Annotated in this window: 21 protein-coding genes and 1 pseudogene; 11 read left to right on the top strand and 11 right to left on the bottom strand. The window is 57.7% G+C overall.

Annotated features, from left to right (window positions below):
• The first annotated feature begins 57 nt into the window (after nucleotides 1-57).
• Together pap and IAI51_RS06595 are read left to right on the top strand one after the other, a co-directional pair.
• Complete coding sequence (pap, locus tag IAI51_RS06600) at nucleotides 58-1,572, top strand: polyphosphate:AMP phosphotransferase (protein ID WP_187677744.1); 1,515 nt, start codon at nucleotides 58-60, stop codon at nucleotides 1,570-1,572.
• A 102-nt stretch (nucleotides 1,573-1,674) separates the two neighbouring features.
• Nucleotides 1,675-2,859: a thiolase family protein gene (locus tag IAI51_RS06595; protein WP_187677743.1), complete on the top strand. Its 1,185-nt coding sequence runs from the start codon at nucleotides 1,675-1,677 to the stop codon at nucleotides 2,857-2,859.
• Between the two features lie 112 nt (nucleotides 2,860-2,971).
• Here IAI51_RS06595 and IAI51_RS06590 read toward each other — a convergent pair whose 3' ends face one another.
• Nucleotides 2,972-3,166, bottom strand: a complete 195-nt coding sequence (locus IAI51_RS06590; protein ID WP_187677742.1) for a DUF6316 family protein — start codon at nucleotides 3,164-3,166, stop codon at nucleotides 2,972-2,974.
• 212 nt (nucleotides 3,167-3,378) lie between these two features.
• Between IAI51_RS06590 and IAI51_RS06585 the strand changes: the two are divergent.
• Nucleotides 3,379-4,332: pseudogene (locus IAI51_RS06585) on the top strand (DMT family transporter).
• A gap of 87 nt (nucleotides 4,333-4,419) precedes the next feature.
• On the opposite strand, the gene IAI51_RS06580 reads toward IAI51_RS06585, so the two are convergent.
• Complete coding sequence (locus tag IAI51_RS06580; protein WP_187677741.1) at nucleotides 4,420-5,814, bottom strand: class II fumarate hydratase; 1,395 nt, start codon at nucleotides 5,812-5,814, stop codon at nucleotides 4,420-4,422.
• Between the two features lie 193 nt (nucleotides 5,815-6,007).
• Here IAI51_RS06580 and IAI51_RS06575 point away from each other — a divergent pair, with 193 nt between their 5' ends.
• From IAI51_RS06575 to IAI51_RS06545, 7 genes are all read left to right on the top strand, one after another.
• A complete protein-coding gene (locus IAI51_RS06575; RefSeq protein WP_187677740.1) occupies nucleotides 6,008-6,529 on the top strand; it encodes a DUF2059 domain-containing protein in 522 nt (173 codons plus the stop codon).
• Between the two features lie 12 nt (nucleotides 6,530-6,541).
• Nucleotides 6,542-6,841: a BolA family protein gene (locus tag IAI51_RS06570; RefSeq protein WP_064391455.1), complete on the top strand. Its 300-nt coding sequence runs from the start codon at nucleotides 6,542-6,544 to the stop codon at nucleotides 6,839-6,841.
• A gap of 151 nt (nucleotides 6,842-6,992) precedes the next feature.
• Complete coding sequence (locus IAI51_RS06565; protein WP_187677739.1) at nucleotides 6,993-7,934, top strand: rhodanese-related sulfurtransferase; 942 nt, start codon at nucleotides 6,993-6,995, stop codon at nucleotides 7,932-7,934.
• A 35-nt stretch (nucleotides 7,935-7,969) separates the two neighbouring features.
• Nucleotides 7,970-8,572: a DsbA family protein gene (locus IAI51_RS06560; RefSeq protein WP_171061881.1), complete on the top strand. Its 603-nt coding sequence runs from the start codon at nucleotides 7,970-7,972 to the stop codon at nucleotides 8,570-8,572.
• Entirely contained in the window at nucleotides 8,565-10,391 is a 1,827-nt protein-coding gene (locus IAI51_RS06555) for an ABC transporter ATP-binding protein (protein ID WP_187677738.1), read from the top strand. Before IAI51_RS06560 ends, IAI51_RS06555 begins: the two co-directional genes overlap by 8 nt.
• Before the next feature lie 201 nt (nucleotides 10,392-10,592).
• On the top strand, nucleotides 10,593-13,052 hold the full coding sequence (locus IAI51_RS06550; RefSeq protein ID WP_187677737.1) for an EAL domain-containing protein: 2,460 nt from the start codon (nucleotides 10,593-10,595) through the stop codon (nucleotides 13,050-13,052).
• Nucleotides 13,053-13,098: 46 nt separating this feature from the next.
• The gene (locus IAI51_RS06545) at nucleotides 13,099-13,893 is read left to right on the top strand and encodes a TenA family transcriptional regulator (protein WP_187677736.1); all 795 of its coding nucleotides are present in this window, start codon (nucleotides 13,099-13,101) and stop codon (nucleotides 13,891-13,893) included.
• 137 nt (nucleotides 13,894-14,030) lie between these two features.
• On the opposite strand, the gene IAI51_RS06540 is transcribed toward IAI51_RS06545, so the two are convergent.
• From IAI51_RS06540 to IAI51_RS06520, 5 genes are all read right to left on the bottom strand, one after another.
• Nucleotides 14,031-14,957, bottom strand: coding sequence for a GGDEF domain-containing protein (locus IAI51_RS06540; protein WP_187677735.1), 927 nt, complete (start codon nucleotides 14,955-14,957; stop codon nucleotides 14,031-14,033).
• A gap of 361 nt (nucleotides 14,958-15,318) precedes the next feature.
• A complete protein-coding gene (locus tag IAI51_RS06535; RefSeq protein ID WP_187677734.1) occupies nucleotides 15,319-16,059 on the bottom strand; it encodes a YciK family oxidoreductase in 741 nt (246 codons plus the stop codon).
• Between the two features lie 74 nt (nucleotides 16,060-16,133).
• On the bottom strand, nucleotides 16,134-16,805 hold the full coding sequence (gene mupP, locus IAI51_RS06530) for an N-acetylmuramic acid 6-phosphate phosphatase MupP (RefSeq protein ID WP_187677733.1): 672 nt from the start codon (nucleotides 16,803-16,805) through the stop codon (nucleotides 16,134-16,136).
• 4 nt (nucleotides 16,806-16,809) lie between these two features.
• Nucleotides 16,810-17,508, bottom strand: a complete 699-nt coding sequence (gene ubiG, locus IAI51_RS06525; protein ID WP_093435309.1) for a bifunctional 2-polyprenyl-6-hydroxyphenol methylase/3-demethylubiquinol 3-O-methyltransferase UbiG — start codon at nucleotides 17,506-17,508, stop codon at nucleotides 16,810-16,812.
• 58 nt (nucleotides 17,509-17,566) lie between these two features.
• Nucleotides 17,567-18,901 (bottom strand): TRZ/ATZ family hydrolase, encoded by a 1,335-nt coding sequence (locus IAI51_RS06520; protein WP_187677732.1) that lies wholly within the window; start codon nucleotides 18,899-18,901, stop codon nucleotides 17,567-17,569.
• Nucleotides 18,902-19,009: 108 nt separating this feature from the next.
• Here IAI51_RS06520 and mtnA point away from each other — a divergent pair, with 108 nt between their 5' ends.
• A complete protein-coding gene (gene mtnA / locus IAI51_RS06515; RefSeq protein ID WP_187677731.1) occupies nucleotides 19,010-20,086 on the top strand; it encodes an S-methyl-5-thioribose-1-phosphate isomerase in 1,077 nt (358 codons plus the stop codon).
• Between the two features lie 113 nt (nucleotides 20,087-20,199).
• On the opposite strand, the gene IAI51_RS06510 is transcribed toward mtnA, so the two are convergent.
• From IAI51_RS06510 to IAI51_RS06495, 4 genes are read right to left on the bottom strand one after another with little or no spacing between them, the layout of a single operon-like run.
• Entirely contained in the window at nucleotides 20,200-20,601 is a 402-nt protein-coding gene (locus tag IAI51_RS06510; protein ID WP_316249754.1) for a GtrA family protein, read from the bottom strand.
• Nucleotides 20,598-21,884: an NAD(P)/FAD-dependent oxidoreductase gene (locus IAI51_RS06505; protein WP_187677730.1), complete on the bottom strand. Its 1,287-nt coding sequence runs from the start codon at nucleotides 21,882-21,884 to the stop codon at nucleotides 20,598-20,600. The genes IAI51_RS06510 and IAI51_RS06505 overlap by 4 nt, the downstream gene beginning before the upstream one ends.
• Nucleotides 21,885-21,886: 2 nt before the next feature.
• Nucleotides 21,887-22,837, bottom strand: coding sequence for an NAD-dependent epimerase/dehydratase family protein (locus tag IAI51_RS06500; protein WP_187677729.1), 951 nt, complete (start codon nucleotides 22,835-22,837; stop codon nucleotides 21,887-21,889).
• Nucleotides 22,834-24,765, bottom strand: coding sequence for an ArnT family glycosyltransferase (locus tag IAI51_RS06495; protein ID WP_187677728.1), 1,932 nt, complete (start codon nucleotides 24,763-24,765; stop codon nucleotides 22,834-22,836). Before IAI51_RS06495 ends, IAI51_RS06500 begins: the two co-directional genes overlap by 4 nt.
• Nucleotides 24,766-24,787: the final 22 nt, after the last annotated feature.

The following is a 24,787-nucleotide window of genomic DNA, read 5'->3' as shown; positions in this document are numbered from 1 at the left end:
CGCGCCGCGCCTGTGCCCAATCCGCTAGTCTTGCTGAACCCTGGAAGGAGCCGTCCAATGTTTGAATCCGCTGAAATCGGTCACGCCATCGACAAAGACACTTACGAGGCCGCCGTCCCGGCGCTGCGTGAGGCGTTGCTGGAAGCCCAGTTCGAATTGCAGCAGCAAAAGCGTTTCCCGGTGATCATTTTGATCAACGGCATCGAAGGTGCGGGCAAGGGCGAGACGGTCAAGCTGCTCAACGAGTGGATGGACCCGCGCCTGATTGAGGTGCGCACCTTCGACCAGCAGACTGATGAAGAGCTGGCGCACCCACCGGCGTGGCGCTATTGGCGGATGCTGCCGGCCAAGGGGCGTATGGGGGTTTTCTTCGGTAACTGGTACAGCCAGATGCTGCAGGGGCGGGTGCACGGTTTGTTCAAGGATCCGCGCCTGGATCAGGCGATCAACGCCGCCGAACGCCTGGAAAAAATGCTCTGCGATGAAGGCGCGCTGATCTTCAAGTTCTGGTTTCACCTGTCCAAGAAGCAGATGAAAGCGCGGCTCAAGTCTCTCGCCGATGACCCGCTGCACAGCTGGCGCATCAGCCCGCTGGACTGGCAGCAATCGCAAACCTACGACAAGTTCGTCAAATACGGCGAGCGCGTGCTGCGCCGCACCAGTCGCGACTACGCACCGTGGCACGTCATTGAAGGCATGGACGCCAACTACCGCAGTCTGGCGGTCGGCAAGATTCTCCTTGAGGGCCTGCAAAACGCCCTGAAGCGCCCGGATGTGCACGCCGAGGAAGTCAACGCAGCACCGTTGGGCACGGCGGTCGATCAGTTGAACCTGCTTGACAGCCTCGACCTGACTCAGCGCCTGGAGAAGAAAGACTACGAAGAGCAACTGATCACCGAGCAGGCGCGACTGTCGGGGCTGATGCGCGACAAACGCATGCGCCGCCACGCTTTGGTGGCCGTGTTTGAAGGTAACGATGCGGCGGGCAAGGGCGGGGCGATTCGCCGGGTGGCGGCGGCGCTCGATCCACGCCAGTACAGCATCGTGCCGATTGCCGCGCCGACCGAGGAGGAGCGGGCGCAGCCGTATTTGTGGCGCTTCTGGCGGCATCTGCCCGCGCGGGGCAAGTTCACCGTATTCGACCGCTCGTGGTATGGCCGGGTGTTGGTGGAGCGCATCGAAGGCTTTTGCAGCCCGGCCGACTGGCTGCGCGCCTACAGTGAAATCAATGATTATGAAGAGCAGATCGCTGACGCCGGGGTGATCGTGGTCAAGTTCTGGCTGGCCATCGATAAGGACACGCAGATGGAGCGCTTTCAGGCGCGCGAAGAAATTCCGTTCAAGCGCTTCAAAATCACCGAAGACGACTGGCGCAACCGCGACAAGTGGGACGCCTACCGTGCTGCCGTGGGGGACATGGTCGACCGCACCAGCACCGAGATTTCTCCGTGGACATTGGTCGAGGCCAACGACAAACGCTGGGCGCGGGTCAAGGTGTTGCGCACGATCAACCTCGCGCTGGAAGAGGCTTTCGAGAAGTCCGACAAGAAGGCCAAAAAGCACAAGGACTGAAGCGATGGGCACGCATACGCGGGGTGAATGATTGTCGCGGTCGGTCATTTGGTGGGCTTATGCTCGAGCCACTCTCAACCGACAACAACAATGAGGTATGCCATGCGTGAAGTGGTGATCGTCGACAGCGTACGAACCGGGCTGGCCAAGTCCTTTCGCGGCAAGTTCAACCAGACCCGTCCCGATGACATGGCAGCGCATTGTGTCAATGCACTGCTTGAGCGCAACGACATCGACCCGGCCAGCGTCGAGGACTGCATCGTCGGTGCCGGTTCCAACGAGGGCGCGCAGGGCTACAACATCGGCCGCAACGTCGCGGTGCTCTCGCAATTGGGCACCGGCGTTGCCGGGATGACCCTCAACCGTTTCTGTTCTTCCGGTTTGCAGGCGATTGCGATCGCCGCCAACCAGATCGCTTCGGGTTGCAGCGACATCATCGTCGCCGGCGGCGTCGAGTCGATCAGCCTGACCCTGAAAAGCGTCAACACCGATCACTTGATCAACCCGTTGCTCAAGCAGCAGACACCGGGCATCTACTACACGATGGGCCAGACCGCTGAAGTGGTGGCACGGCGTTATGGCGTCAGCCGCGAAGCCCAGGATCGCTATTCGCTGCAAAGTCAGCTGCGCACGGCGCAGGCGCAGGCGGCTGGGTTGTTTGATGATGAAATCGTGCCGATGGCGGTGAAGTACCGGGTCGAGGACAAGAACAGCGGCGAAGTGCAGATCCTCGATGGCATCGTCGAGCGCGACGACTGCAACCGTCCGGACACCACTTACGAAAGCCTCGCCGGATTGAAGCCGGTGTTTGCTGACGACGGTTCGGTAACGGCGGGCAACTCGTCGCAACTGTCCGACGGTGCATCGATGACCTTGGTCATGAGCCTGGAAAAGGCCCTGCAACTGGGGCTCAAGCCGAAAGCGTTTTTCCGTGGTTTCACCGTCGCCGGTTGCGAGCCGGACGAAATGGGCATCGGCCCGGTGTTCTCGGTGCCGAAACTGCTCAAGGCCAAGGGTTTGCAAGTGGCGGACATCGATTTGTGGGAACTGAACGAGGCCTTTGCTTCGCAGTGCCTGTACGCCCGGGATCGGCTGGAGATCGACAATGACAAATACAACGTCAATGGCGGGTCGATTTCCATTGGCCACCCGTTCGGCATGACCGGATCGCGGCAGGTCGGGCATCTGGTGAGGGAGTTGCAGCGGCGCAATCTGCGTTACGGCGTCGTCACGATGTGCGTGGGCGGCGGGATGGGGGCGACGGGGTTGTTTGAGGCGTTGCGCTAGGCTCCAAAGAGTTTGTTGTTCGTTCTAGCGCTTTCGCGAGCAGGCTCGCTCCCACATTTGGAATGCATTTCAACTGTGGGAGCGAGCCTGCTCGCGAAGGAAGCACCGCAGTTTATCTGTTGGAATCCATAACCTGCATCCGCGCGATATAAGCCTTTATCCCCCGCTCGGCTTTCTCGTGACTGTCAAACGGCCCTTCAAGGGTATTTTCCCGAGTGCTGAAAAACAGTTCGCCATTCACCCGGCATACGCGGTCGCTGCGAAACTGTGTGGCGGGGGCAGGGTCTTGGGCGCGCATGCCTAACATGACGGGTCTCCTGACGTGCATTGATTGCGAGTGGATCCAATGAGCTTATGCCTGAAGCACTTACCTTGCCTGCCCAGCCGATCAACGGCGCCTCGTCAATTTAATGCTGCGACCTGCACAGTTTCATTCGCGGCGTGTCTCCAACTGTCCCTGTGTCGCGTTCGGCACTGCGCCTAGAATGACGGCTCTTGTCAGCAGCCGTCGGGGTTCGCATGCACATTTCATCGGGGCGCTGGGTATATGGCTTGTGCCTGGCGCTGCTGACCGCATTTTTGTGGGGCATCCTGCCGATCAAACTCAAACAGGTACTGCTGGTGATGGACCCTGTCACCGTGACCTAGTTTCGCTTGCTGGTGTCCGGCGGCTGCCTGTTCATTTATCTGGCGGCGACCAGACGCCTGCCGAGTCGTAAAGTGCTCGGCCCCAAGGGCGGCTGGCTGGTGCTGATGGCGGTGCTTGGCCTGGTCGGTAACTACGTGCTGTACCTGATGGGCCTCAATCTGCTCAGCCCCGGCACCGCGCAACTGGTGGTGCAGATGGGGCCGATCATGTTGCTGATCGCCAGCCTGTTCGTGTTCAAGGAGCGATTCAGTACCGGTCAGGGCATCGGTCTGGCAGTGTTGCTGATCGGTTTTGTGTTGTTCTTCAATCAGCGTCTCGCGGAGTTGCTGACTTCGCTGTCGGATTACACCGCCGGGGTGTTGCTGGTGTTATTGGCGTCGACGGTCTGGACCTTCTATGCGCTGGGCCAGAAGCAATTGCTGACGGTGTGGAATTCGCTGCAGGTGATGATGGTGATCTACCTGTTCTGCGCGTTGTTGCTGACGCCCTGGGTGCATCCGCTCGAAGCGCTGCAATTGAGTCCGCTGCAAGGCTGGCTGCTGCTGGCATGCTGCATGAATACGCTGATCGCTTATGGCGCGTTCGCCGAAGCGCTGGCGCATTGGGAGGCATCGCGGGTCAGTGCGACGTTGGCGATAACGCCGTTGGTGACGTTCGGGGCAGTGGCGATTGCGGCGTGGATATGGCCGGACTATGTGCATGCCGAGCAGATCAACGGCCTGGGTTATGGCGGGGCGGTGCTGGTGGTGTTGGGCTCGGCGCTGGTGGCGCTGGGGCCTTCGTTGATCGCCGGGCTGAAGGCGCGGCGGCTGCGCATGGCTTGAAGATCAAAGGATCGCAGCGTGCCGCAGCTCCTACATTTGGAATGCGTTTCCCTGTAGGAGCTGCGGCACGCTGCGATCTTTTTGCTGTTAGCCCTTGGCCCCGGCCTCGATCATGTTCTCCGGACGCACCCACGCATCGAATTGTTCATCGGTCAGATAACCCAACTCAAGCGCTGCCTCACGCAAAGTCTTTCCTTCGCTGTAAGCCTTCTTGGCGATTTCCGCCGACTTGTCGTAACCGATGTGCGGATTCAACGCCGTCACCAGCATCAGCCCACGTTCCAGATGTTTGGCCATGACTTCGGCATCCGGTTCGAGCCCGGCAATGCAGTGCTGCTGGAAGTTGCTGCAACCATCGCCGAGCAGGCGGATCGATTGCAGCAGATTGTGGATGATCACCGGTTTGAACACGTTCAACTGCAAGTGGCCCTGGCTCGCGGCAATGCCGATCGTCACGTCGTTGCCCAGCACCTGGCAGGCGAGCATCGATAATGCTTCGCACTGGGTCGGGTTGACCTTGCCAGGCATGATCGAGCTGCCCGGTTCGTTGGCCGGCAGCCTCACTTCAGCGAAGCCTGCGCGTGGACCGGAACCGAGCAGACGCAGGTCATTGGCGATTTTCATCAGTGCCACGGCGAGGGTTTTCAAGGCGCCGGACAGGCTGGTCAGCGGCTCGTGCCCGGCCAGCGCCGCGAACTTGTTCGGTGCGGTGACGAAGGGCAAACCGGACAATGCCGCCAGTTCTGCGGCAATGGCCTCGCCAAAACCGTGCGGTGAGTTCAGCCCGGTGCCGACGGCGGTGCCGCCCTGTGCCAGTTCACAGACCGCCGGCAGTGCCGCGCGGATCGCTCGTTCGGCGTAATCCAGTTGCGCGATGAAGCCGGACAGTTCCTGGCCGAAGGTGATTGGCGTCGCATCCATCATGTGCGTGCGGCCGGTTTTCACCAGCTTCATGTGCCGCGCAGCGAGTTCGGCCAAGCCGCCGGACAGCTCGGCGATCGCTGGCAACAGTTGTTCCTGTACAGCTTTCGCTGTGGCGATGCTCATGGCGGTGGGGAAGCAGTCGTTGGAGCTTTGAGAGCGGTTGACGTGGTCGTTCGGGTGTACCGGGATTTTGCCGCCGCGCGGGTTGCCGGCCAGTTCATTGGCGCGACCGGCGATCACTTCGTTGACGTTCATGTTGCTCTGGGTGCCGCTGCCGGTCTGCCAGACCACCAGCGGGAACTGATCGTCGTGCTGGCCGTCGAGCACTTCGTCGGCGGCTTGTTCGATCAGGCGCGCGATGTCGGCGGGCAGGTCGCCATTACGGTCGTTGACCCGGGCGGCGGCTTTCTTGATCAGGGCCAGAGCGTGCAGCACCGGCAGTGGCATGCGCTCCTGGCCAATGGCGAAGTTGATCAGCGAGCGTTGCGTCTGAGCACCCCAGTAGGCGTCGTCCGGGACTTCGATCTGGCCCAGGCTGTCGGTTTCGATACGGCTCATCGTGCACACTCCTGTTGGTCTGTTTGCGCTGATTAGGCCGGCGTCGGCCCAGGTGGTTCCATCAATCCGATTGTTGACTGGTAAAACCCCGCCAATCAAGCGCGGCAAGGCGCGGGGGTTGAGCCATAGCGTTTTTTAGGCGCAGAATGGTCGCCCTTGGGGTTTTACCTCGTTAGCTAGAAAAGGAAACTCGATGACTCGTCTTCGTGCCATCTGTACCGCGGTTGCACTGGTTTGCGCCAGCGGCCAGGTGCTTGCCGATACCGCCAGCCACAACGCCAGTGCCGAAGCTTTCCTGACCCTGGCGCACGCTGACAAACTGGGCACTCCGGTGTACATGCAAGTGCAGCAAATGTTCGCCCAGCGTTTTGAACAGACCAAGGCCCCGGAATCAAAGAAAGCCACGCTGGAAACCTACCAGGCCAAAGCCAACGCCGCCCTGGATCAGGCCATTGGCTGGAACAAGCTGAAGCCCGACATGGTCAAGCTCTACACCAGCAACTTCAGCGAATCCGAGCTCAAAGACCTGGTCGCTTTCTACAAGTCGCCACTGGGCAAGAAAGTCCTGGAAAAAATGCCGCAGCTGACCCAGCAATCGGCCCAGATGACCCAGGCCAAACTGGAAAGCGCCGTTCCTGTCGTCAACAAGTTGCTCGACGACATGACCAACGAGCTGGCACCGAAAGGCGCTGCTCCGGCCAAGAAAAAGCCATAAGCGGAGTTCGTGATGACCATGCAACAACGCATCGAATCGACGCTGGCACTGCTTCAGCCTGAGCATCTGCAAGTGCTGGATGAAAGCCACATGCACAGTCGCGGGTTGCAAACCCACTACAAGGCTGTGGTGGTCAGCGCGCAGTTCGACGGCCTGAACCGGGTCAAGCGCCACCAGAAAGTCTATGGCACGCTCGGCGAGCTGATGGGCGAGTTCCATGCGTTGGCGCTGCACACCTACACCCCGCAGGAATGGGCAGAGATCGGCGCCGCCCCGGCGTCGCCGACCTGTGCCGGCGGTAGCAAACATTAAGATCAAACGATCGCAGCCTGCGGCAGCTCCTACAGGTGGCTGCCGCAGAGAGTGATGTTTTTGCTAGAATCCGCAACGCGCCGCTCACCCGGCGCGTTTTTTTTCGTATCCGGTTCACCCTTTGCGAGGGTAGCCACCTGGAGAAATACCCATGACACAACCGATTGTCGTGGCGGCACTGTATAAGTTCGTCACCCTCGAAGATTACGTCAACCTGCGCGAGCCACTGCTGCAAGCGATGGTCGACAATGCCATCAAAGGCACCCTGCTGATCGCCGAAGAAGGCATCAACGGCACGGTTTCCGGCACGCGTGAAGGCATCGACGGCCTGCTCGCCTGGCTCAAGAACGATCCGCGCATGATCGACATCGATCACAAGGAATCGTACTGCGACGAGCAGCCGTTCTACCGCACCAAGGTCAAGCTCAAGAAAGAGATCGTCACCCTCGGTGTCGAAGGCGTCGACCCGAACAAGAAGGTCGGCACCTACGTTGATCCGCAAGACTGGAACGCGTTGATCAGCGACCCTGAAGTGCTGTTGATCGATACCCGCAACGATTACGAAGTGTCGATCGGCACCTTCGAAGGCGCCATCGATCCGAAAACCACCAGTTTTCGCGAATTCCCCGACTACATCAAAGAACACTTCGATCCGGCCGTGCACAAGAAGATCGCGATGTTCTGCACGGGCGGCATTCGCTGCGAGAAGGCCTCGAGCTACATGCTGGGGGAGGGTTTCGAAGAGGTTTATCACCTCAAGGGCGGCATTCTGAAGTACCTCGAAGAGGTGCCGCAGGAAGAAACCAAGTGGCAGGGCGACTGCTTTGTGTTCGACAACCGTGTGACCGTGCGTCACGACCTCAGCGAAGGCGACTACGATCAATGTCATGCCTGCCGCACACCGGTCAGCGTTGAAGATCGTGCCTCCGAGCATTACGTGGCCGGCGTCAGTTGCCCGCACTGCTGGGACACCCTGAGCGAGAAAACCCGCCGCAGCGCCATCGATCGGCAGAAGCAGATTGAACTGGCCAAGGCCCGCAACCAGCCGCACCCGATCGGCTACAACTATAAGCAAGCATCCACCGAGGCTTAACCATGTCTGCGCGCCTGCTCTATGTAATGGACCCGATGTGTTCCTGGTGCTGGGGGTTCGCTCCGGTGGCCAAGGCACTGGTCGAACAGGCGCAGGCAGCCGGGGTCGAGTTGCATCTTGTCGTTGGCGGATTGCGCACGGGTAGCGGTGCGGCGCTGGAGCCGACCACCCGACGTTACATTCTCGAACACTGGCAAGCGGTCACCGAGGCTACCGGCCAGCCGTTCAAGTTTGACGGCGCGTTGCCTGATGGTTTTGTCTACGATACCGAGCCTGCTTGCCGGGCGATTGTCACGGCACGGAGCCTGGCGCCGGATTGCGCATGGACACTGGTCGGACTGATCCAGCAGGCGTTTTACGCTGAAGGTCGCGATGTCACCCAGGCCAGCGTGCTGGTCGAACTGGCAGAGCAGGCCGGTGTGCCGCGTATCGAATTTGCCGCGTTGTTCGATCATGCCGATCAACACAAAGCGACTCAGGCTGATTTCAGTTGGGTGCAGGATCTGGGCATCGCCGGTTTCCCGACCTTGCTCGCCGAACGCAACGGCCAACTGGCGTTGCTGACCAACGGTTATCAACCGCTCAGCGAATTGTCGCCACTGCTCGGTCGTTGGCTGGAGCGCGCAGCCTGTGCCTGACCGAGCCGATGACACGCCAGCCGTAAAGCGTGTCGACCGGCTGAGCTGGGCAGAAGTCCGGCGACTGGCACTCCATCACAAAAAATCCCTGTGGATCGCCAACGGCGTGGCTGTGCTGGCGACGCTGTGCAGCGTGCCGATTCCGTTGCTGCTGCCATTGCTGGTGGACGAAGTCCTGCTCGGTCACGGCGACGCCGCGCTGAAAATCATGAACCATGTACTGCCGAGCATGTGGCAGCAAGCAGCGGGTTATATCGGCTTGATGCTGGTGCTCACCCTGACTCTGCGTTGCAGCGCGTTGTGCTTTGGTGTGTTGCAGTCGCGCCTGTTCGCCCGGCTGGCCAAGGACATCGTCTATCGCATTCGCGTGCGCCTGATCGAACGGCTCAAACGCATTTCCCTCGGCGAATACGAGAGTCTCGGCAGCGGCACGGTGACCACGCACCTGGTTACCGATCTGGACACCCTCGACAAGTTTGTCGGCGAAACCCTAAGCCGTTTTCTGGTGGCGATGCTGACGCTGGTCGGCACCGCGAGCATCCTGATGTGGATGCACTGGAAACTGGCGCTGCTGATTCTGCTGTTCAATCCGCTGGTGATCTACGCCACGGTGCAGTTGGGCAAACGGGTCAAACACCTGAAGAAACTCGAGAACGACAGTACGGCGCGGTTCACTCAGGCGTTGAGTGAAACCCTCGATTCGATCCAGGAAGTGCGCGCGGGCAACCGTCAGGGTTACTTCCTTGGCCGGCTCGGCCTGCGAGCGCAAGAGGTGCGTAACTACGCGGTCAATTCTCAGTGGAAAACCGACGCCTCCAATCGCGCCAGCGGGCTGCTGTTCCAGTTCGGCATCGACATTTTCCGCGCAGCGGCGATGCTCACCGTGTTGTTCTCTGACCTGTCGATCGGTCAGATGCTCGCGGTATTCAGTTACCTGTGGTTCATGATCGGCCCCGTGGAGCAACTGCTGAATCTGCAATACGCTTACTACGCGGCTGGCGGCGCGCTGGCACGCATCAATGAATTGCTGGCGCGGGCCGATGAGCCGCAATATCCGGGTGGTGTTGATCCGTTCAAGGGCCGCGACACCGTGGGCATTCAGGTGCAAGGCCTGATCTTCGGTTACGGCGATGAACTGGTACTGGATCAGTTGAACCTGTCCATCGCCCCGGGGGAGAAAGTGGCGATTGTCGGTGCCAGCGGCGGCGGCAAAAGTACCCTGGTGCAATTGCTGCTTGGGTTGTACACGCCGCTGGCCGGCACCATCCGTTTCGGCGGTTCGACCCAGCAGGAAATCGGGCTGGAGACCGTTCGGGAAAACGTCGCTGTGGTATTGCAACACCCAGCGCTGTTCAACGATACCGTGCGCGCCAACCTGACCATGGGCCGCACGCGCAGTGACGAAGCCTGCTGGCAGGCACTGGAAATCGCTCAGCTCGAACCCACCATCCGCGCCTTGCCGGATGGCCTGAACAGCATCGTCGGGCGTTCCGGCGTGCGCTTGTCCGGCGGTCAGCGCCAGCGTCTGGCGATTGCACGGATGATTCTCGCCGAGCCGAAAGTGGTAATCCTCGACGAAGCCACCTCAGCCCTTGATGCCGCCACCGAATACAACCTGCATCAGGCCATGGCGCGGTTCCTCAATGGTCGCACCACGCTGATCATCGCCCACCGCTTGTCGGCGGTGAAGCAAGCGGATCGGGTCTTGGTGTTCGACGGTGGGCAAGTGGCCGAAGACGGCGATCATCAGCAGTTGATTGCCGACGGCGGGCTGTACGCCAAACTCTACGGTCACTTGCAACAAATCCAGCGCCCTTGAGTTTTGTCCGCGTTTCTGTGCTTAGTGCTTGAATTGCTTCGAATAAAAACGCCCGGATTACCTCACCGTACAGCCAGGTTGCACGATCGGCATAGAGGACGGCACAGCTGTCCTTTGGACATGTCGAAAATTAGCCTAGGCTGAGCTGTCAGGAGCGGTATTTTCCGGTGCTCATCTGGCAGTGCTTGCGCAAGGGATCTCATGAAGCAAAAGCGGACTCTCGGAACGCCACGGTTGTTGGGCATCGTCTGGCCATTTATTGCCGTCGTGTTGTTTCAGGCGTTATTGGGCGGGGTGAGTCTTTACGTGCTCTCGGCCGTTCGCGGTTACGTGGCGGGGGAAAGTCTCTGGTCCAAGGGCCAGAAAGACGCCATTTACTACCTCAATCTCTACGCCGACAGTCGTGACGAGGCGATTTTTCTCAAATACCAAAGTGCGATTGCCGTGCCCCAGGGCGGTCATCAGTTGCGCGTGGCGCTGGACCGTCAGCCGCCGGATCTGCAATCGGCGCGTGACGGCATTCTCAAGGGCGGCAACCATCCTGACGACGTCTCCAGCGTGATCTGGCTGTACCTCAACTTCCGTCACTTCAGTTACCTGGAAACCGCTATCGACCGCTGGACGGTCGGTGATGCTTATCTGATCGAACTTCATGACGTGGCGCGCGAGATGCATCAACGTATCGTCGACAATGCTGCTACCGAGGCTGATATCCAGCGCTGGAAGGCGCGGATCTTTGCGATCAACGATGGTGTGACCCCGGCGGCGAAAGCGTTCAGCGATGCCCTGGGCGAAGGCTCGCGGATGATCCTGCGGCTGCTGCTGTTCACCAACCTTGCCACGGCGCTTGGGCTGATCGTGCTGGCCTTGTGGCGTACCCACAAATTGCTCAAGCAGCGCCATGCCTTTGCCGAGGCGTTGCAGATGGAAAAAGATCGTGCACATGTGACGTTGCAATCGATTGGTGATGGCGTCATCACCACCGACGTGACCGGTGCCATTGACTACATGAACCCCGCCGCTGAAGCCATGACCCACTGGAAGGCCGAGCAGGCCGCCGGTTTGCCCTTGGCGGCGCTGTTCAATTTGCTCGACGACAACGCCCAGGCCGAAGGCCTGACCCTGATCGAGCACATTCTCAGCGGCCAGCTCAGCGGCGGCAGCGAGCACTCCAAGCTGATTCAGCGCCTGGATGGCAGCACGCTTTCGGTGACGCTGGTCGGAGCGCCGATCCGCAATGCCGGCAAGGTCAGTGGCACGGTGCTGGTGCTGCACGACATGACCCAGGAGCGGCAATACATCGCTAATCTTTCCTGGCAGGCCACCCATGATGCGTTGACCGGACTGGCGAATCGTCGTGAGTTTGAATATCGCCTGGAGCAGGCGCTGCACAACCTCACGCGCCAGTCCGGGCGGCATGCGCTGATGTTCCTCGATCTGGATCAGTTCAAGCTGGTCAACGATACCTGCGGCCATGCTGCGGGCGATGAGCTGTTGCGGCACATCTGCACCTTGCTGCAGTCGGGGCTGCGCGAAGGCGATACGCTGGCGCGGCTTGGCGGTGACGAATTTGGCATTCTGCTGGAAAACTGCGCGCCGGAAGCGGCGGAGAAGATCGCCGATGCACTACGCCAGACAGTGCAGAACCTGCACTTTGTCTGGAAAGGGCGGCCATTCCTGACCACGGTGAGTATAGGTCTGGTGCATGTTGCACAAAACCCGACGACGCTTGAAGCCTCGCTGCGTGCTGCCGATATGGCCTGCTACATGGCCAAGGAAAAAGGCCGCAACAGGGTCCAGGTTTACCACCCTGACGACTCCGAACTCTCACTGCGCTTTGGTGAAATGGCCTGGGTGCAACGTTTGCATATGGCGCTGGAAGAGAATCGCTTCTGCCTTTATGCCCAGGAAATCGCGCCGTTGAAACAGGGTGGCGGCGACAGAGGGCACATTGAAGTCCTGCTGCGTCTGCACGATGAAGCCGGTCGGATGATTCTGCCGAACAGTTTTATTCCTGCCGCCGAACGCTATGGCTTGATGAGTCAACTGGATCGTTGGGTAGTGCAAAACGTATTCAAGGTTATTGCTCAATGTATTGCGCAAGAACATGAAGGGCCATTGGCGATGTGTGCGATTAATCTGTCAGGCATTACTATAGGAGATGACGCGTTTTTGCACTTTCTGCGAGAACAGTTTGTTAACTATTCGATACCGCCTGAAATGATTTGTTTTGAAATTACTGAAACCAGTGCAATTTCAAACTTGGGCAGCGCAATTAGATTTATTAATGAACTCAAGGGCTTAGGTTGTTATTTTTCGTTAGATGACTTTTGTGCCGGAATGTCTTCATTCGCTTATCTGAAACATTTGCCTGTAGACTTCCTGAAGATCGACGGGAGTTTCGTAAAGGATATGCTGGACGATCCGATTAACCGCGCAATGGTCGAAGTGATCAATCACATCGGGCATGTCATGGGTAAGCAGACAATTGCCGAGTTTGTTGAAACAACCCAGATCGAGCAGGCACTGCTTGAAATTGGTGTGGATTACGCTCAGGGTTACGTTATCGAACGCCCGCAATTGTTTACCTGCGACAGTTTGCAAAGTCGGCCCGCCAGGCCGCAGCCGCTGTTATTCAAAGCGCCTGGCACGTTCCGTTGAAGTCTCTCGCCGATCCTTACAATCACAAATCAAAAGGAGCCGAACAGTGATCGACACATTCAACCGAACCGGACCACTCATGGAAGCTGCAAGTTATCCTGCCTGGGCACAACAGCTCATTGAGGATTGCAGCGAGAGCAAGCGCCGGGTTGTCGAACATGAACTTTACCTGCGCATGCGTGATAACAAACTCAGCGCCAAAACCATGCGCCAGTACCTGATCGGGGGCTGGCCGGTAGTTGAGCAGTTCGCGTTGTACATGGCGCAGAACCTGACCAAAACCAAATTCGCCCGTCACCCCGGTGAAGACATGGCGCGGCGTTGGCTGATGCGCAACATTCGCGTTGAACTCAATCACGCCGACTACTGGGTGCACTGGAGTCGCGCACACGGTGTGAGTCTGGAAGATCTCCAGGCCCAGCACGTACCGCCTGAGTTGCATGCCTTGAGTCATTGGTGCTGGCACACCAGCTCCGCCGACTCACTGATTGTGGCCATTGCCGCCACCAATTATGCCATCGAGGGTGCGACCGGGGAGTGGTCGGCGGTCGTCTGTTCTACCGGGGTGTACGCCGCAGCGTTCCCCGAAGAAGACCGCAAGCGTGCGATGAAATGGCTGAAAATGCATGCCCAGTATGACGATGCTCATCCGTGGGAAGCGCTGGAAATCATCTGCACCCTGGCGGGCATGAACCCGAGCAAGGCCTTGCAGGCCGAGTTGCGCCAAGCGATCTGCAAGAGCTATGACTACATGTACCTGTTCCTGGAGCGGTGCATGCAGCTTGACACTTCCGAGCGTTTGCTGGTAACCCGTGAGCGCAGGACTGTGGTCGAGAGCTGATCCTGAGAACACTGCGCAAAAAAATGTGGGAGCGAGCCTGCTCGCGAAGAGGTCGTGTCAGTTAGCCGTTGTTCAACTGATACACCGCTTTCGCGAGCGAGCTCGCTCCCACACTGATTTGTGACAGATGGAAAAACTCAGCCCGCCATCGCCAATCGATTCCGCCCCTCGCGCTTGGCCACGTACAGCGCGCTGTCAGCGCGGCGCAACAGGCTTTCTGCCGACTCACCCGGCAGCAGGGTCGAGCAGCCCAGGCTGACCGTCAGCTCTATCAACTTTCCATCGGCGTAATACTCCGCCGCCTGCGCCGCATAACGCAGACGCTCGCCAACCATCGCCGCCGCTTCCCGGCTGGTATTGGACAGCAGGATCAGAAACTCTTCCCCGCCATAGCGAAACACCATGTCGACGTTGCGCAACTGACCCTTGATCGACGCGGCCACGGCTTTAAGCACGTCATCGCCAGTGCTGTGACCATGACTGTCGTTGACCCGTTTGAAGTGGTCGATGTCCAGCATCAACACCGACAACGGCTGCAGGTGTCGGCGGGACATCTCGATCTCGCGTTGCAGTGTCTGCTCCATCGCGATGCGGTTGCCGGCGCCGGTCAGTGGATCGCGCAGGGCGCTTTGGGTGGCGGCGCGGTACAGCAGAGCGTTGCGCATCGGATACAGCAGTGACGACAGCAGCGATTCTAGATTGCTCTGTTCCTGCTCGTTGAAACGTTGGTTGCGGCGAAACATCAATTCGCCCATATGCTCACCTTCGTGGCTCAAGGTGTAGCTGACCGAGTGATGACCGCGAGCGCCGAACTCCAGGCGCAGGTCACTCCCTTGGTGCACGTAACTCAAGGCATCCAGCGGCACGAGACGCTGAACTTCACGGAAAAACAGACCGAGGATGCGTTGTGGTTCAAGACTGGTTTGCAGTTGCAGGCTCAGTTGCTGGCGCAATTGGGCGAGACTGGCGGGCCGCTCCAGAAGAGGCGGCTGCTGACCGAAACCCAGGCGTTGCAATTTGGCACTGTCAAAGTCAATTGCATTGGTCTGGGAAGGTGATTTCATATGGCGTGAGCCCCTAAGCAGTAAGTCTGTCTTACAGGCTGGGTGAGAGCGGCTTTGGGCTGCGTGTCGTACTGATCCATCAGTCCCGTAGGACATTTGGCGTAAGTCTAGTCTGCCTGATGACGATTAGTAAGCTATCGAACCAGGCCTTGCCCCATTGCCTTCACACGGCATGCTTTGAGGAAATTTAGAGCGAAAGTCGTGCCATTCAGTTCGTTTTTATTTAACCCGTTATGAATCAAAGGGTTGAATGTAAATGAGAGAGAGGGGTGCTGGATATTTGACTATATTGTGACGGCTAATTGCGTTAAATGACTGCCGCGACGGGAATCCGCCACGGCAACAAATGCGACGTATGGCATTACTGCGCGTTGAATGCCTGGCCGTTGACCCCGGTGCTGTCCGGACCCATCAAGTAGAGGTAGACCGGCATTATCTCCTCCGGCGTCGGGTTGTTCAGCGGGTTTTCCCCCGGATAAGCCTGCGCACGCATGCTGGTGCGAGTGCCGCCCGGGTTGATGCTGTTGGAGCGTACCGGTGCCACGCCGTCGACTTCGTCGGCCAGGGTCTGCATCAGGCCTTCGGTGGCGAACTTCGACACACCGTAAGCGCCCCAGTAAGCGCGACCCTTGCGTCCGACGCTGCTGGAGGTGAACACCACCGAAGCATCCTGCGACAGCTTGAGCAGCGGCAACAACGTGCTGGTCAGCATGAACATCGCATTGACGTTGACCTGCATGACGCGCATGAAGTTTTCGCCCGACAGTTGCTCGATCGGCGTGCGCGGGCCAATGATCGAGGCGTTGTGCAGCAGGCCGTCGAGGTGGCCGAACTCGGTCTCGATCATCGCTGCCAGCTCATCGTACTGATGGGGCAGGGCGGTCTCGAGGTTGAAGGGAATCACTGCCGGTTGCGGATGGCCCGCAGCTTCGATCTCGTCGTAGACCTGTGTCAGATTGGCTTCGGTCTTGCCCAGCAGCAGGACGGTTGCGCCGTGGGCCGCGTAGGTTTTCGCGGCAGCCGCGCCGATACCGCGACCGGCACCGGTGACCAGAATGACCCGATCCTTGAGCAATTCGGGGCGAGCGGAGTAATCAAACATAAACACCTCATCAACAGTCAGATCGTTCCCATGCGCAGCAAAGGAATGCAGCCAATGACGCTCTGCGTCAGGTCTCAGCAGCTGCAAAGCGCGCTATCAAGCACCTTGCGCAACTCCAGCGGATGATCCACCACCACATCCGCACCCCAATGCCGCGGGTTGTCGTCCGGGTGAATGTAGCCATAGGTCACTGCGGCCGTTTTGGTCCCGGCATCACGCCCCGACTCGATATCGCGCAGATCATCGCCTACAAACAGAACGGTCGACGGATCCAGATCAAGCATCTTGCACGCGAGGATCAGCGGCTCCGGGTCCGGTTTGCTGTTCTTCACGTGATCCGGGCAGATCAGCAGCGCCGAGCGCTCGGCCAGCCCCAGCTGTTGCATGATCGGCTCGGCGAAGCGCAGCGGTTTGTTGGTGACCACGCCCCAGATCAGGTTGGCCTTTTCAATGTCGGCCAGCAGTTCTTCCATGCCGTCGAACAGCTTGCTGTGCACCGCGCAGCCGACGAGGTAGCGCTCAAGGAACTCCAGGCGCAACTCCTCGAACCCAGGCGATTCCGGATCCATCGAAAACGTCACCGCGACCATGGCTTTGGCGCCGCCGGAAATCTCGTCGCGGATGTGCTTGTCGTTGATCGGCGGCAAACCACGATCCGCGCGCATCGCCTGGCAGATGGCGATGAAATCCGGCGCGGTGTCGAGCAGGGTGCCGTCCATGTCGAAAAGAACTGCTCTGATGGCCATCGGCTTACTCCTCGCGCAGGGTCTGGATCATGTAGTTGACGTCAACGTCGCTGGCCAGTTTGTAGTGCTTGGTCAGCGGGTTGTAGGTCAGGCCGATGATGTCCTTGACGGTCAGGCCGGCCATGCGACTCCAGGCGCCCAGCTCGGATGGACGAATGAATTTCTTGAAGTCGTGGGTGCCGCGCGGCAACAGCTTCATGATGTATTCGGCGCCGATGATGGCGAACAGGTAGGCCTTCGGGTTGCGGTTGATGGTCGAGAAGAACACTTGGCCGCCCGGCTTGACCATGCGGAAGCAAGCACGGATGACCGAAGAAGGGTCCGGTACGTGCTCAAGCATTTCCAGGCAGGTCACCACGTCGAACTGCTCAGGCATCTCTTCGGCCAGGGCTTCGGCGGTGATCTGGCGGTACTCGACGCTGACGCCGGATTCCAGCTGATGCAGTTGCGCGACTGCCAGTGGCGCTTCGCCCATGTCGATACCCATTACGGTGGCACCACGTTGCGCCATGGCTTCGCTCAAGATGCCGCCACCGCAGCCAACGTCGAGGACTTTCTTGCCGGCCAGATTGACCCGTTCGTCAATCCAGTTGACCCGCAGCGGGTTAATGTCGTGCAGCGGTTTGAATTCGCTTTCGCGATCCCACCAACGATGGGCCAGGGCTTCGAATTTGGCGATTTCAGCGTGGTCGACGTTGCTCATGTTCAATTCCTCGAAAAACTTGAAAAAGGCTGTAGCCCTGGCGTGTGTGCCGGGATGTTTACGATTCGGTGTGGCCGCTGATGCGCTGGCCCCAGGCTCGCGCAGTAGCGCCAAGCTGTTCTTCATCCATGCGGGTCAGGCGCCGTTCGTCAAGCAATTGTTTGCCGGCGACCCACAGGTGTTTCACGCAATCGCGACCGGTGGCGTATATAAGCTGTGAAACCGGGTCGTACACCGGTTGCTGCGCCAGGCCAGACAGGTCGAAGGCGACAATGTCCGCGGCTTTGCCGATTTCCAGCGAGCCCGTTTCGCTTTCGATCCCCAAGGCGCGTGCGCCGTTCAGTGTGGCCATGCGCAGGGCGCGATGGGCATCGAGCGCGGTAGCCGAGCCGGCGACGGCTTTGGCCAGCAAGGCAGCGGTGCGGGTCTCACCGAGCAGATCCAGATCATTGTTGCTGGCCGCGCCATCAGTGCCGACCGCAACGTTGACCCCGGCTTGCCACAGACGCTCGACGGGACAGAAGCCGCTGGCGAGTTTCAGGTTCGATTCCGGGCAATGGATGATGTTGGTGTTGCTTTCTACCAGCAACGCCAGGTCTTCATCGCTGATCTGGGTCATGTGCACGGCCTGGAAACGCGGGCCGAGCAGGCCCAGACGGCCGAGGCGGGCGAGTGGCCGTTCGCCGCGCTGTTCGACCGCTTGCTGCACTTCGAAGGCGGTTTCGTGGACGTGCATGTGGATCGACGCGTCCAGTTCCTCCGCAATCACGCGGATTTTCTCAAGGTTCTCGTCGCCGACGGTGTAGGGTGCATGAGGGCCGAAGGTGATCTTGATCCGTTCGTGATGCTTCAGATCGCCGAACAACTCGACGCCCTGACGAATGGCCTCATCCGCGTTGCTGGCGCCAGGAATCGGGAAGTCGAGGATCGGAATGGCGATCTGTGCGCGGATGCCGCTGTTGTGCACGCGCTCGCTGGCAACTTTCGGGAAGAAGTACATGTCCGAAAAGCAGGTGATGCCGCCCTTGATCTGCTCGGCGATTGCGAGGTCGGTGCCATCACGGACGAAGTCTTCATCGACCCATTTGGCTTCGGCCGGCCAAATGTGGTTTTCCAGCCAGGTCATCAGCGGCAGATCATCGGCCAGGCCGCGGAACAACGTCATTGCGGCGTGGCCATGGGCGTTGATCAGGCCGGGGCTGAGCAGAACATCCGGCAATTCGCGTACTTGCGTGGCATTACACTTCAACGCTTCGGCGCGTGGGCCGATAAACACGATGCGACCGTCGCGGATGCCCAGGCCATGCTCCTTGAGCACAACGCCTGCGGGTTCGACGGGTACCAGCCAGGTCGGCAGCAATAATAAGTCGAGCGCAATGGCAGGTTTCGGCATCGAGGGTCGGTTCCAGTGCTTTTGTAAAGGATGGCGAAGTATACCCGAGCGTCTTCGCGGGGGGATCGCTATAATCGGCGGCTTTTGTTCATGAGTGCGGGGTGAGGGATGCGCGATCGACTGTTGGCTGCGGAGAAAGTAAAGGCCATCGATTGGCGAGATGGCGCGCTCCACCTGCTGGATCAGCGTATTTTGCCGTTCGAGGAAAACTGGATCGCCTACACCAGCGCCGCCGGCGTGGCCGAGGCGATTCGCTCGATGGTGGTGCGTGGCGCGCCGGCCATCGGTATCAGCGCGGCTTATGGCATCGTGCTCGCGGCCCGCGCACGGATTGCCGAAGGTGGCGACTGGTATGCGGCGCTGGAAGAGGATTTCGCCCTGTTGGCCGATTCCCGTCCGACCGCAGTCAATCTGTTCTGGGCGCTGGGTCGCATGCACGATCGGCTGGATCGTCTGAAAGAAAATGCCGATCCTCTTGCGGCCCTGGAAGCCGAAGCTATCGCCATACATGAAAGTGACCGCGAAGCAAACCTGACCATGGCGCAATTGGGTGTCGATTTGATCCGCAAGCATCAGGGCAACGCGCAGGCGATTCTCACCCACTGCAACACCGGTGCCCTTGCCACCGGCGGTTTCGGCACGGCGCTGGGGGTCATTCGAGCGGCTTTCCTTGAGGGGATGGTTGAACGCGTTTATGCAGACGAAACCCGACCATGGCTGCAAGGCTCGCGCCTGACCGCGTGGGAGCTGGCCAACGAAGGCATTCCTGTGACCCTCAATGCTGACTCCGCCGCCGCGCACATCATGAAAACCAAAGGTGTGACTTGGGTGATCGTCGGCGCTGACCGCATTACCGCCAATGGTGATGTGGCCAACAAGATCGGCACCTACCAACTGGCGGTCAACGCCATGCACCACGGCGTGCGTTTCATGGTGGTGGCGCCGAGTTCGACCATCGACATGAATCTGGCCAGTGGTGATGACATTCCGATCGAAGAGCGTGACGGCGCCGAGTTGCTGGAAGTCGGTGGCAAGCGTGTCGGGGCGGACGTTGAAGCGTTCAACCCAGTGTTTGACGTGACGCCGGCAGACTTGATCGATGCGATTGTTACCGAGAAGGGCATCGTCGAGCGTCCGGACACCGCGAAAATGGCGCAGTTGATGTGCCGCAAGCGCCTGCATTGAAAGGATGGAAGAAAACCTGATCATGACAGTACGGGCTTCGGATCGCAGACCGTACTGTTATGAATAGAAAGGTGCAGGCGCGTCGGCTGACATTTTTTGCAGCCGTCAGCGAATTACTTGAACGACCAGCGTTTATGTCCCAAATAGCTGGTAAACACTGGAACTATGATGCCGACCGCATGAGCGATCTCGTTGGCAAAAAGTGTTATTCCGATGGCGGGAAGTAAATAGTGTGCAAGTCCCAGGCTGATCAACCAGGTTTGCGCCACTGCGACTAGATTCACCAGTATGAAAAAAAACGCCGATCGGTGCGTTGATTGGCTACTGTCCCGGAATACAAAAAGCCTGGCCAGTACAAACGCCGTAATCATCCCGGTGATGTAAGCTAGAATGACAGCTGTCGAAAAGTCGAACCAAAGGCTGTAGAGTAGTCTGGAGCAAAAGTTGACGGCGGCAGCGGTGCCGCCCGTCAGAAGAAACGCCAGGAACTGCCGGCTCATCAGTGTTTCTTTCACTCTGCAGCATCCTTGGCCATTTTTCGCCCGAAATCGATACTTTCAGAGATGCCTCGATCTTCGGGGTAGTAATAAGACGTATCCGCGACCCATAGACCCTTTACCGGTAACTGTACCGGTGGCAACCGGTCGAGATAGCCAGGATCACAGATGGGTTGGGCGTAACGGTAACGGCTGGCATAAATATCAATGAAATCATCATCGGTCAGTGCCGGATTGATTTTCTTTAGATATCGACGAACTTTATCCAGGAACACCTCGTTAGGTTCCTGAAATTTTGGATGCTCGCCCGGTACGTAGAAAGGCACATAGACAATGTGTTCTTTCATCGGACGTAAATTGCTGTATTCGACCAGCCCTGGAATATCCATTTCGGGGTCATTGGTGTTTAGCCAGAAGTTCTCTGTCAATGCCTTGCGCAATTTTACAATTACACACACCACCGCGATATTTTTCAGCGCCTTGAAGCGCTGCAAGATCTCGTCAGGCAGATCGGGCATGACTTTTGGCACGTAAGGTAGTGGGATGGTGCTGATGACTTTGTCGAATGGCTCGACCATGCCCTCAACCTCGACGCCTTTTACCACGCCATTTTCGATCACTACTCGAGTGACTGAGGCTTTCAGGCGGATTTCACCACCGTGTAGGCGAATATCCTGCGCCAGCGCATTCAGTAGTGTTTCCGATCCGCCCTCCAGATAGCCCAGTTTTTCCTTGAACAGGCTGTACCGGGATCTGCCAATGCGGCGAATGCGGCTCCAGATCCAGGCCGCGGAGAGGTTGCCAGTGTGGTCATAGAACTTATAGTCGAACAGGCGACGCCAAAGAACCTCCCACGCTTCGTTACCCACCCAGCGCTTGATCCAGCCAGTCGCTTCAACATTGTCCAGCGGCTTCCAGTCGTTGCGCTTGGTCGACAGAAACGCATGCAGACCGTAACGGAATTTCGCTGTCAGGCTCAGTCCTTTGAACTTCAGCAGCGCGATTGGGTTGCCCCAGGCCTGAAGTCGGTTCTGATACCAGTAGCCCATTTTGGTTTCGGTCCAGCGCATTTCCCCCGCCAGGCCCAATTCGTCCAGAACTTTAAGAAAGGCATGGTCGGAAATGCAGTGGAAGTGATAGTAGCGCTCAATACTCAAGCCCGAAAAATCGAAGGGCGCGGTCATCCCGCCCACACGGTCATCGGCTTCGAAAATGACGGGTGTATGGCCATCGCGTGCTAACTGATAGGCCACGGCCAATCCCATTGGGCCTGCACCTAGAACAGCAATTCGTTGCGCCATGCTTAAAACTCCAAAACAACTTTACTGTACTTCGGATCATTGAACGTTTCGTTCACGGCCGCAGCGAATAGGGTATAGGGCACGTTAAAGGTACCGGGCCAATCGTTGACTTCGAACTCGTCTTTCGCGCTGAGAGATGCAAGCTGCTGTGTGGTAAACGGCGGGTTTTTGTCAAACAGGCTCCACGTCCAGATAAGGCCGTAAAAAATGCTGTAAGGTATTTTTGCAATAATAGTTTTAGCGTGTGTGGCGCGCTTTATTTCACGGATGATATCGATGTAATCAATTTTTTCATGGCCCGAGATATTGAACGTTCCGTCATGAACTCGCTGTTCGATGCAACTGATGATGACATTGCAGAAGTCACCCACGTACAGGGGCTGACGCATATAACGGCCGTGGCCCGGGATCGGAAATACCGGAACCTTTTTCATGAAGCGGGACAGCCAGCCCAGGTGCTTGCGGTCAAACCAGCCAAACATCAGCGTCGGCCGCAGTATCGGGCACGGGATGCCGCTGGCCAGAACCATTTTTTCCTGGTCTTTCTTTGTATTGGTATAAAAATCATCAGCCACGGATTCAACGACCGAGGAGCTGATATGTACCAGGTACGGGATGTTGTTGGTCTTGATCGCGTCAAGGATCAGGCGTGTTGCGTCCACATTATTGTGGACGAAGTCGCTGTAGTCGTTGCCGCCGATCTGTGCTTGCAGCATGACCACTACATCTGCCCCGACGAAATACTCTTGCCAGTCTCCTGGTTTGGACAGGTCGGCAAGTACCGTCGTGATTTCCGGCTGTACCTGTTTGAGGATTTCCAAGTTCTTGACGTGCTTGTCGATGACCACGATATTCTCGTAGCCCTTCGCTTTAAGGCGTGCAACCAGGTTTTGCCCAACGAGGCCAGCGCCGCCCGGAAGAATAATCCGCTCTTTGAGATTAATACTGGTCATTTTTTATTAACCTGAAGTTCTTTGCTGAATTGGCAGACCTGCATTTGTTGATCCACGACTCGCTCGACACCTACGGTATATTTTCCGGACAGGGTGGAGGTGTCGATGATTCTTCCAAAACCTGCATTGACTATGTCTCGGCGATTGAACAGGTCGCCCACACCGTAATAGTAGGATTGAACCGCGTTGTAGTACTTCACGGCTCCATTCGCGTCGGTCAGGGTTATATAGACTTGCGACGGGATTGTATTCTGCGAACCATCAATCGTTGTCCAGCCTTTGAACTGAACAGTGTCAGGCGTCTTGCTCGTCGTATCGCCTACATAGTCCAGATTGCCTTGGCAGTCTGTCTTCACCTTCGGCAAATCCAGGCCGATGGTTTTCTCGGGAAAGGCGACAATGCAGTTCCAGACTTCAGCAGCTTTCCATTGGGTGCCGTTGTGCTTCCAGTCAACCAATTGGCGCACGCTGGGTACCGGCGCTTCCGGGCAGGAGGAAATCGCGCCCAGAGGCAGGCCGCCCAAATAGGCTTCGGGCGTATTGATGACTTTGTTCAGGTTGCGGAACCGATCCGGTACGGTGAAGGATTTATGTTCGGCATAGTAAGCGATCGAGGAACTCCAGTCATTGCCATACACCACAAGCCCCTCGCCATGAGAAATGTTCCTTTTAAGCGCCTCACCCAACATCAAATCCCGGGAGTTGCCGATGTTGAGATCTTCACGAACCTTATTGAAATAGTCATTGGCGAAGGCGCCGTAGTTGTTCAGTACCAAGGCGAGGAAAACAATTGCCGAGATCACTGTCCGGCGGGCTCCCTCCAGACCTTCGGCAACGGCGACTGCCAGAGCAAATATGAGGAAAATGACATTGGCGGACTGGTAGTAGGTGTGCACAAGGTGGAGATTGGTGAAGATAAACAGAGGCAATATGCCCAGTGCACAGGCTGCAACAATAATGAATCTCAGCTTATTGCTTTTCGACAGAAGCAAAGCACTCAGGATGATTGCAATGCCGAAGATGCCCGACAGGTTTCCCTTGATAATTCTCGACCAGATGACATCAGAGTAGAGCGGCAGAGAGAGGCGCTGTGTCAGTGTCCCCCAGTTCCATGCAGAGAGGCTTTGAGAGGTAATGCTCATCCCGAACTCATTTTTGGATTTAATGATATCGGTGTAGAACGTCCAACCGTAGCCAATGACAATCGGCAGTGCGAACAGGGTGAGTGCCCAGATGATATTTCTGATGGAAATTGCGCCGACGATGCTCTTGTTTCTGCCAATTTCGTAAAACAGGAAGACGAAGGCCAGAACCGCGAGCACCGGCAAACCGGTTGTCGCTTTCTGAAGAATGGCCAGCGAAATGCATACGAAAAAGCCTACCGCCGCCCATTTTGCTTTTGCGTTGAGGAAATCCAGAAAGTATTTGATCGCAAGAACGGCAAAGAACAGTGCCATTGTCTCGATCATGAATGTTCTGCCCCAGAACAGATATATAGGGCTGGAAAAAAGCAGGCCAACAAACAGATAGAAACTGCTTCGGCTCAGCTTGAGCGATTTGCAAATTTCGTTGGCGGGGTAGATACAAAGGACCAGGAAGGCAAAAGAAACCAGTCTTCCGGTTTTGCCAAGATCGCTGTCAAGCAGCTGAGAAATAAACGCAACGATCGCTTGGTAGAGCGGGAATTCGAAAGGGATCGACCAGGGTGCACCGGAAACCGGAGTCTCATAGGCAAGTTTGTAGCCTTCCTGAATAAACCAGAAAGAGGTCAGGGCTGTTTGTGTTTGTCTGAAGCCAAAGAGCTCAATCAGCGGTTGTCCGGCGTAATTCAGAGCTATGTAAAATGCATAGGCTAGCGTTGTCAGGCTGATTAGCTGTATGCCGCGTATTGACGATAAATATTGACTTGAAAGTTTATAAAACTTCAAGGTGTCACCCCATTTCGAAAAA

The organism is Pseudomonas sp. N40(2020) (assembly GCF_014472415.1).
In the GTDB taxonomy this organism is placed as follows: domain Bacteria; phylum Pseudomonadota; class Gammaproteobacteria; order Pseudomonadales; family Pseudomonadaceae; genus Aquipseudomonas.
Note: the sequence above shows the minus strand (reverse complement) of the source record. Positions and strands in the feature narration are given on the sequence as shown.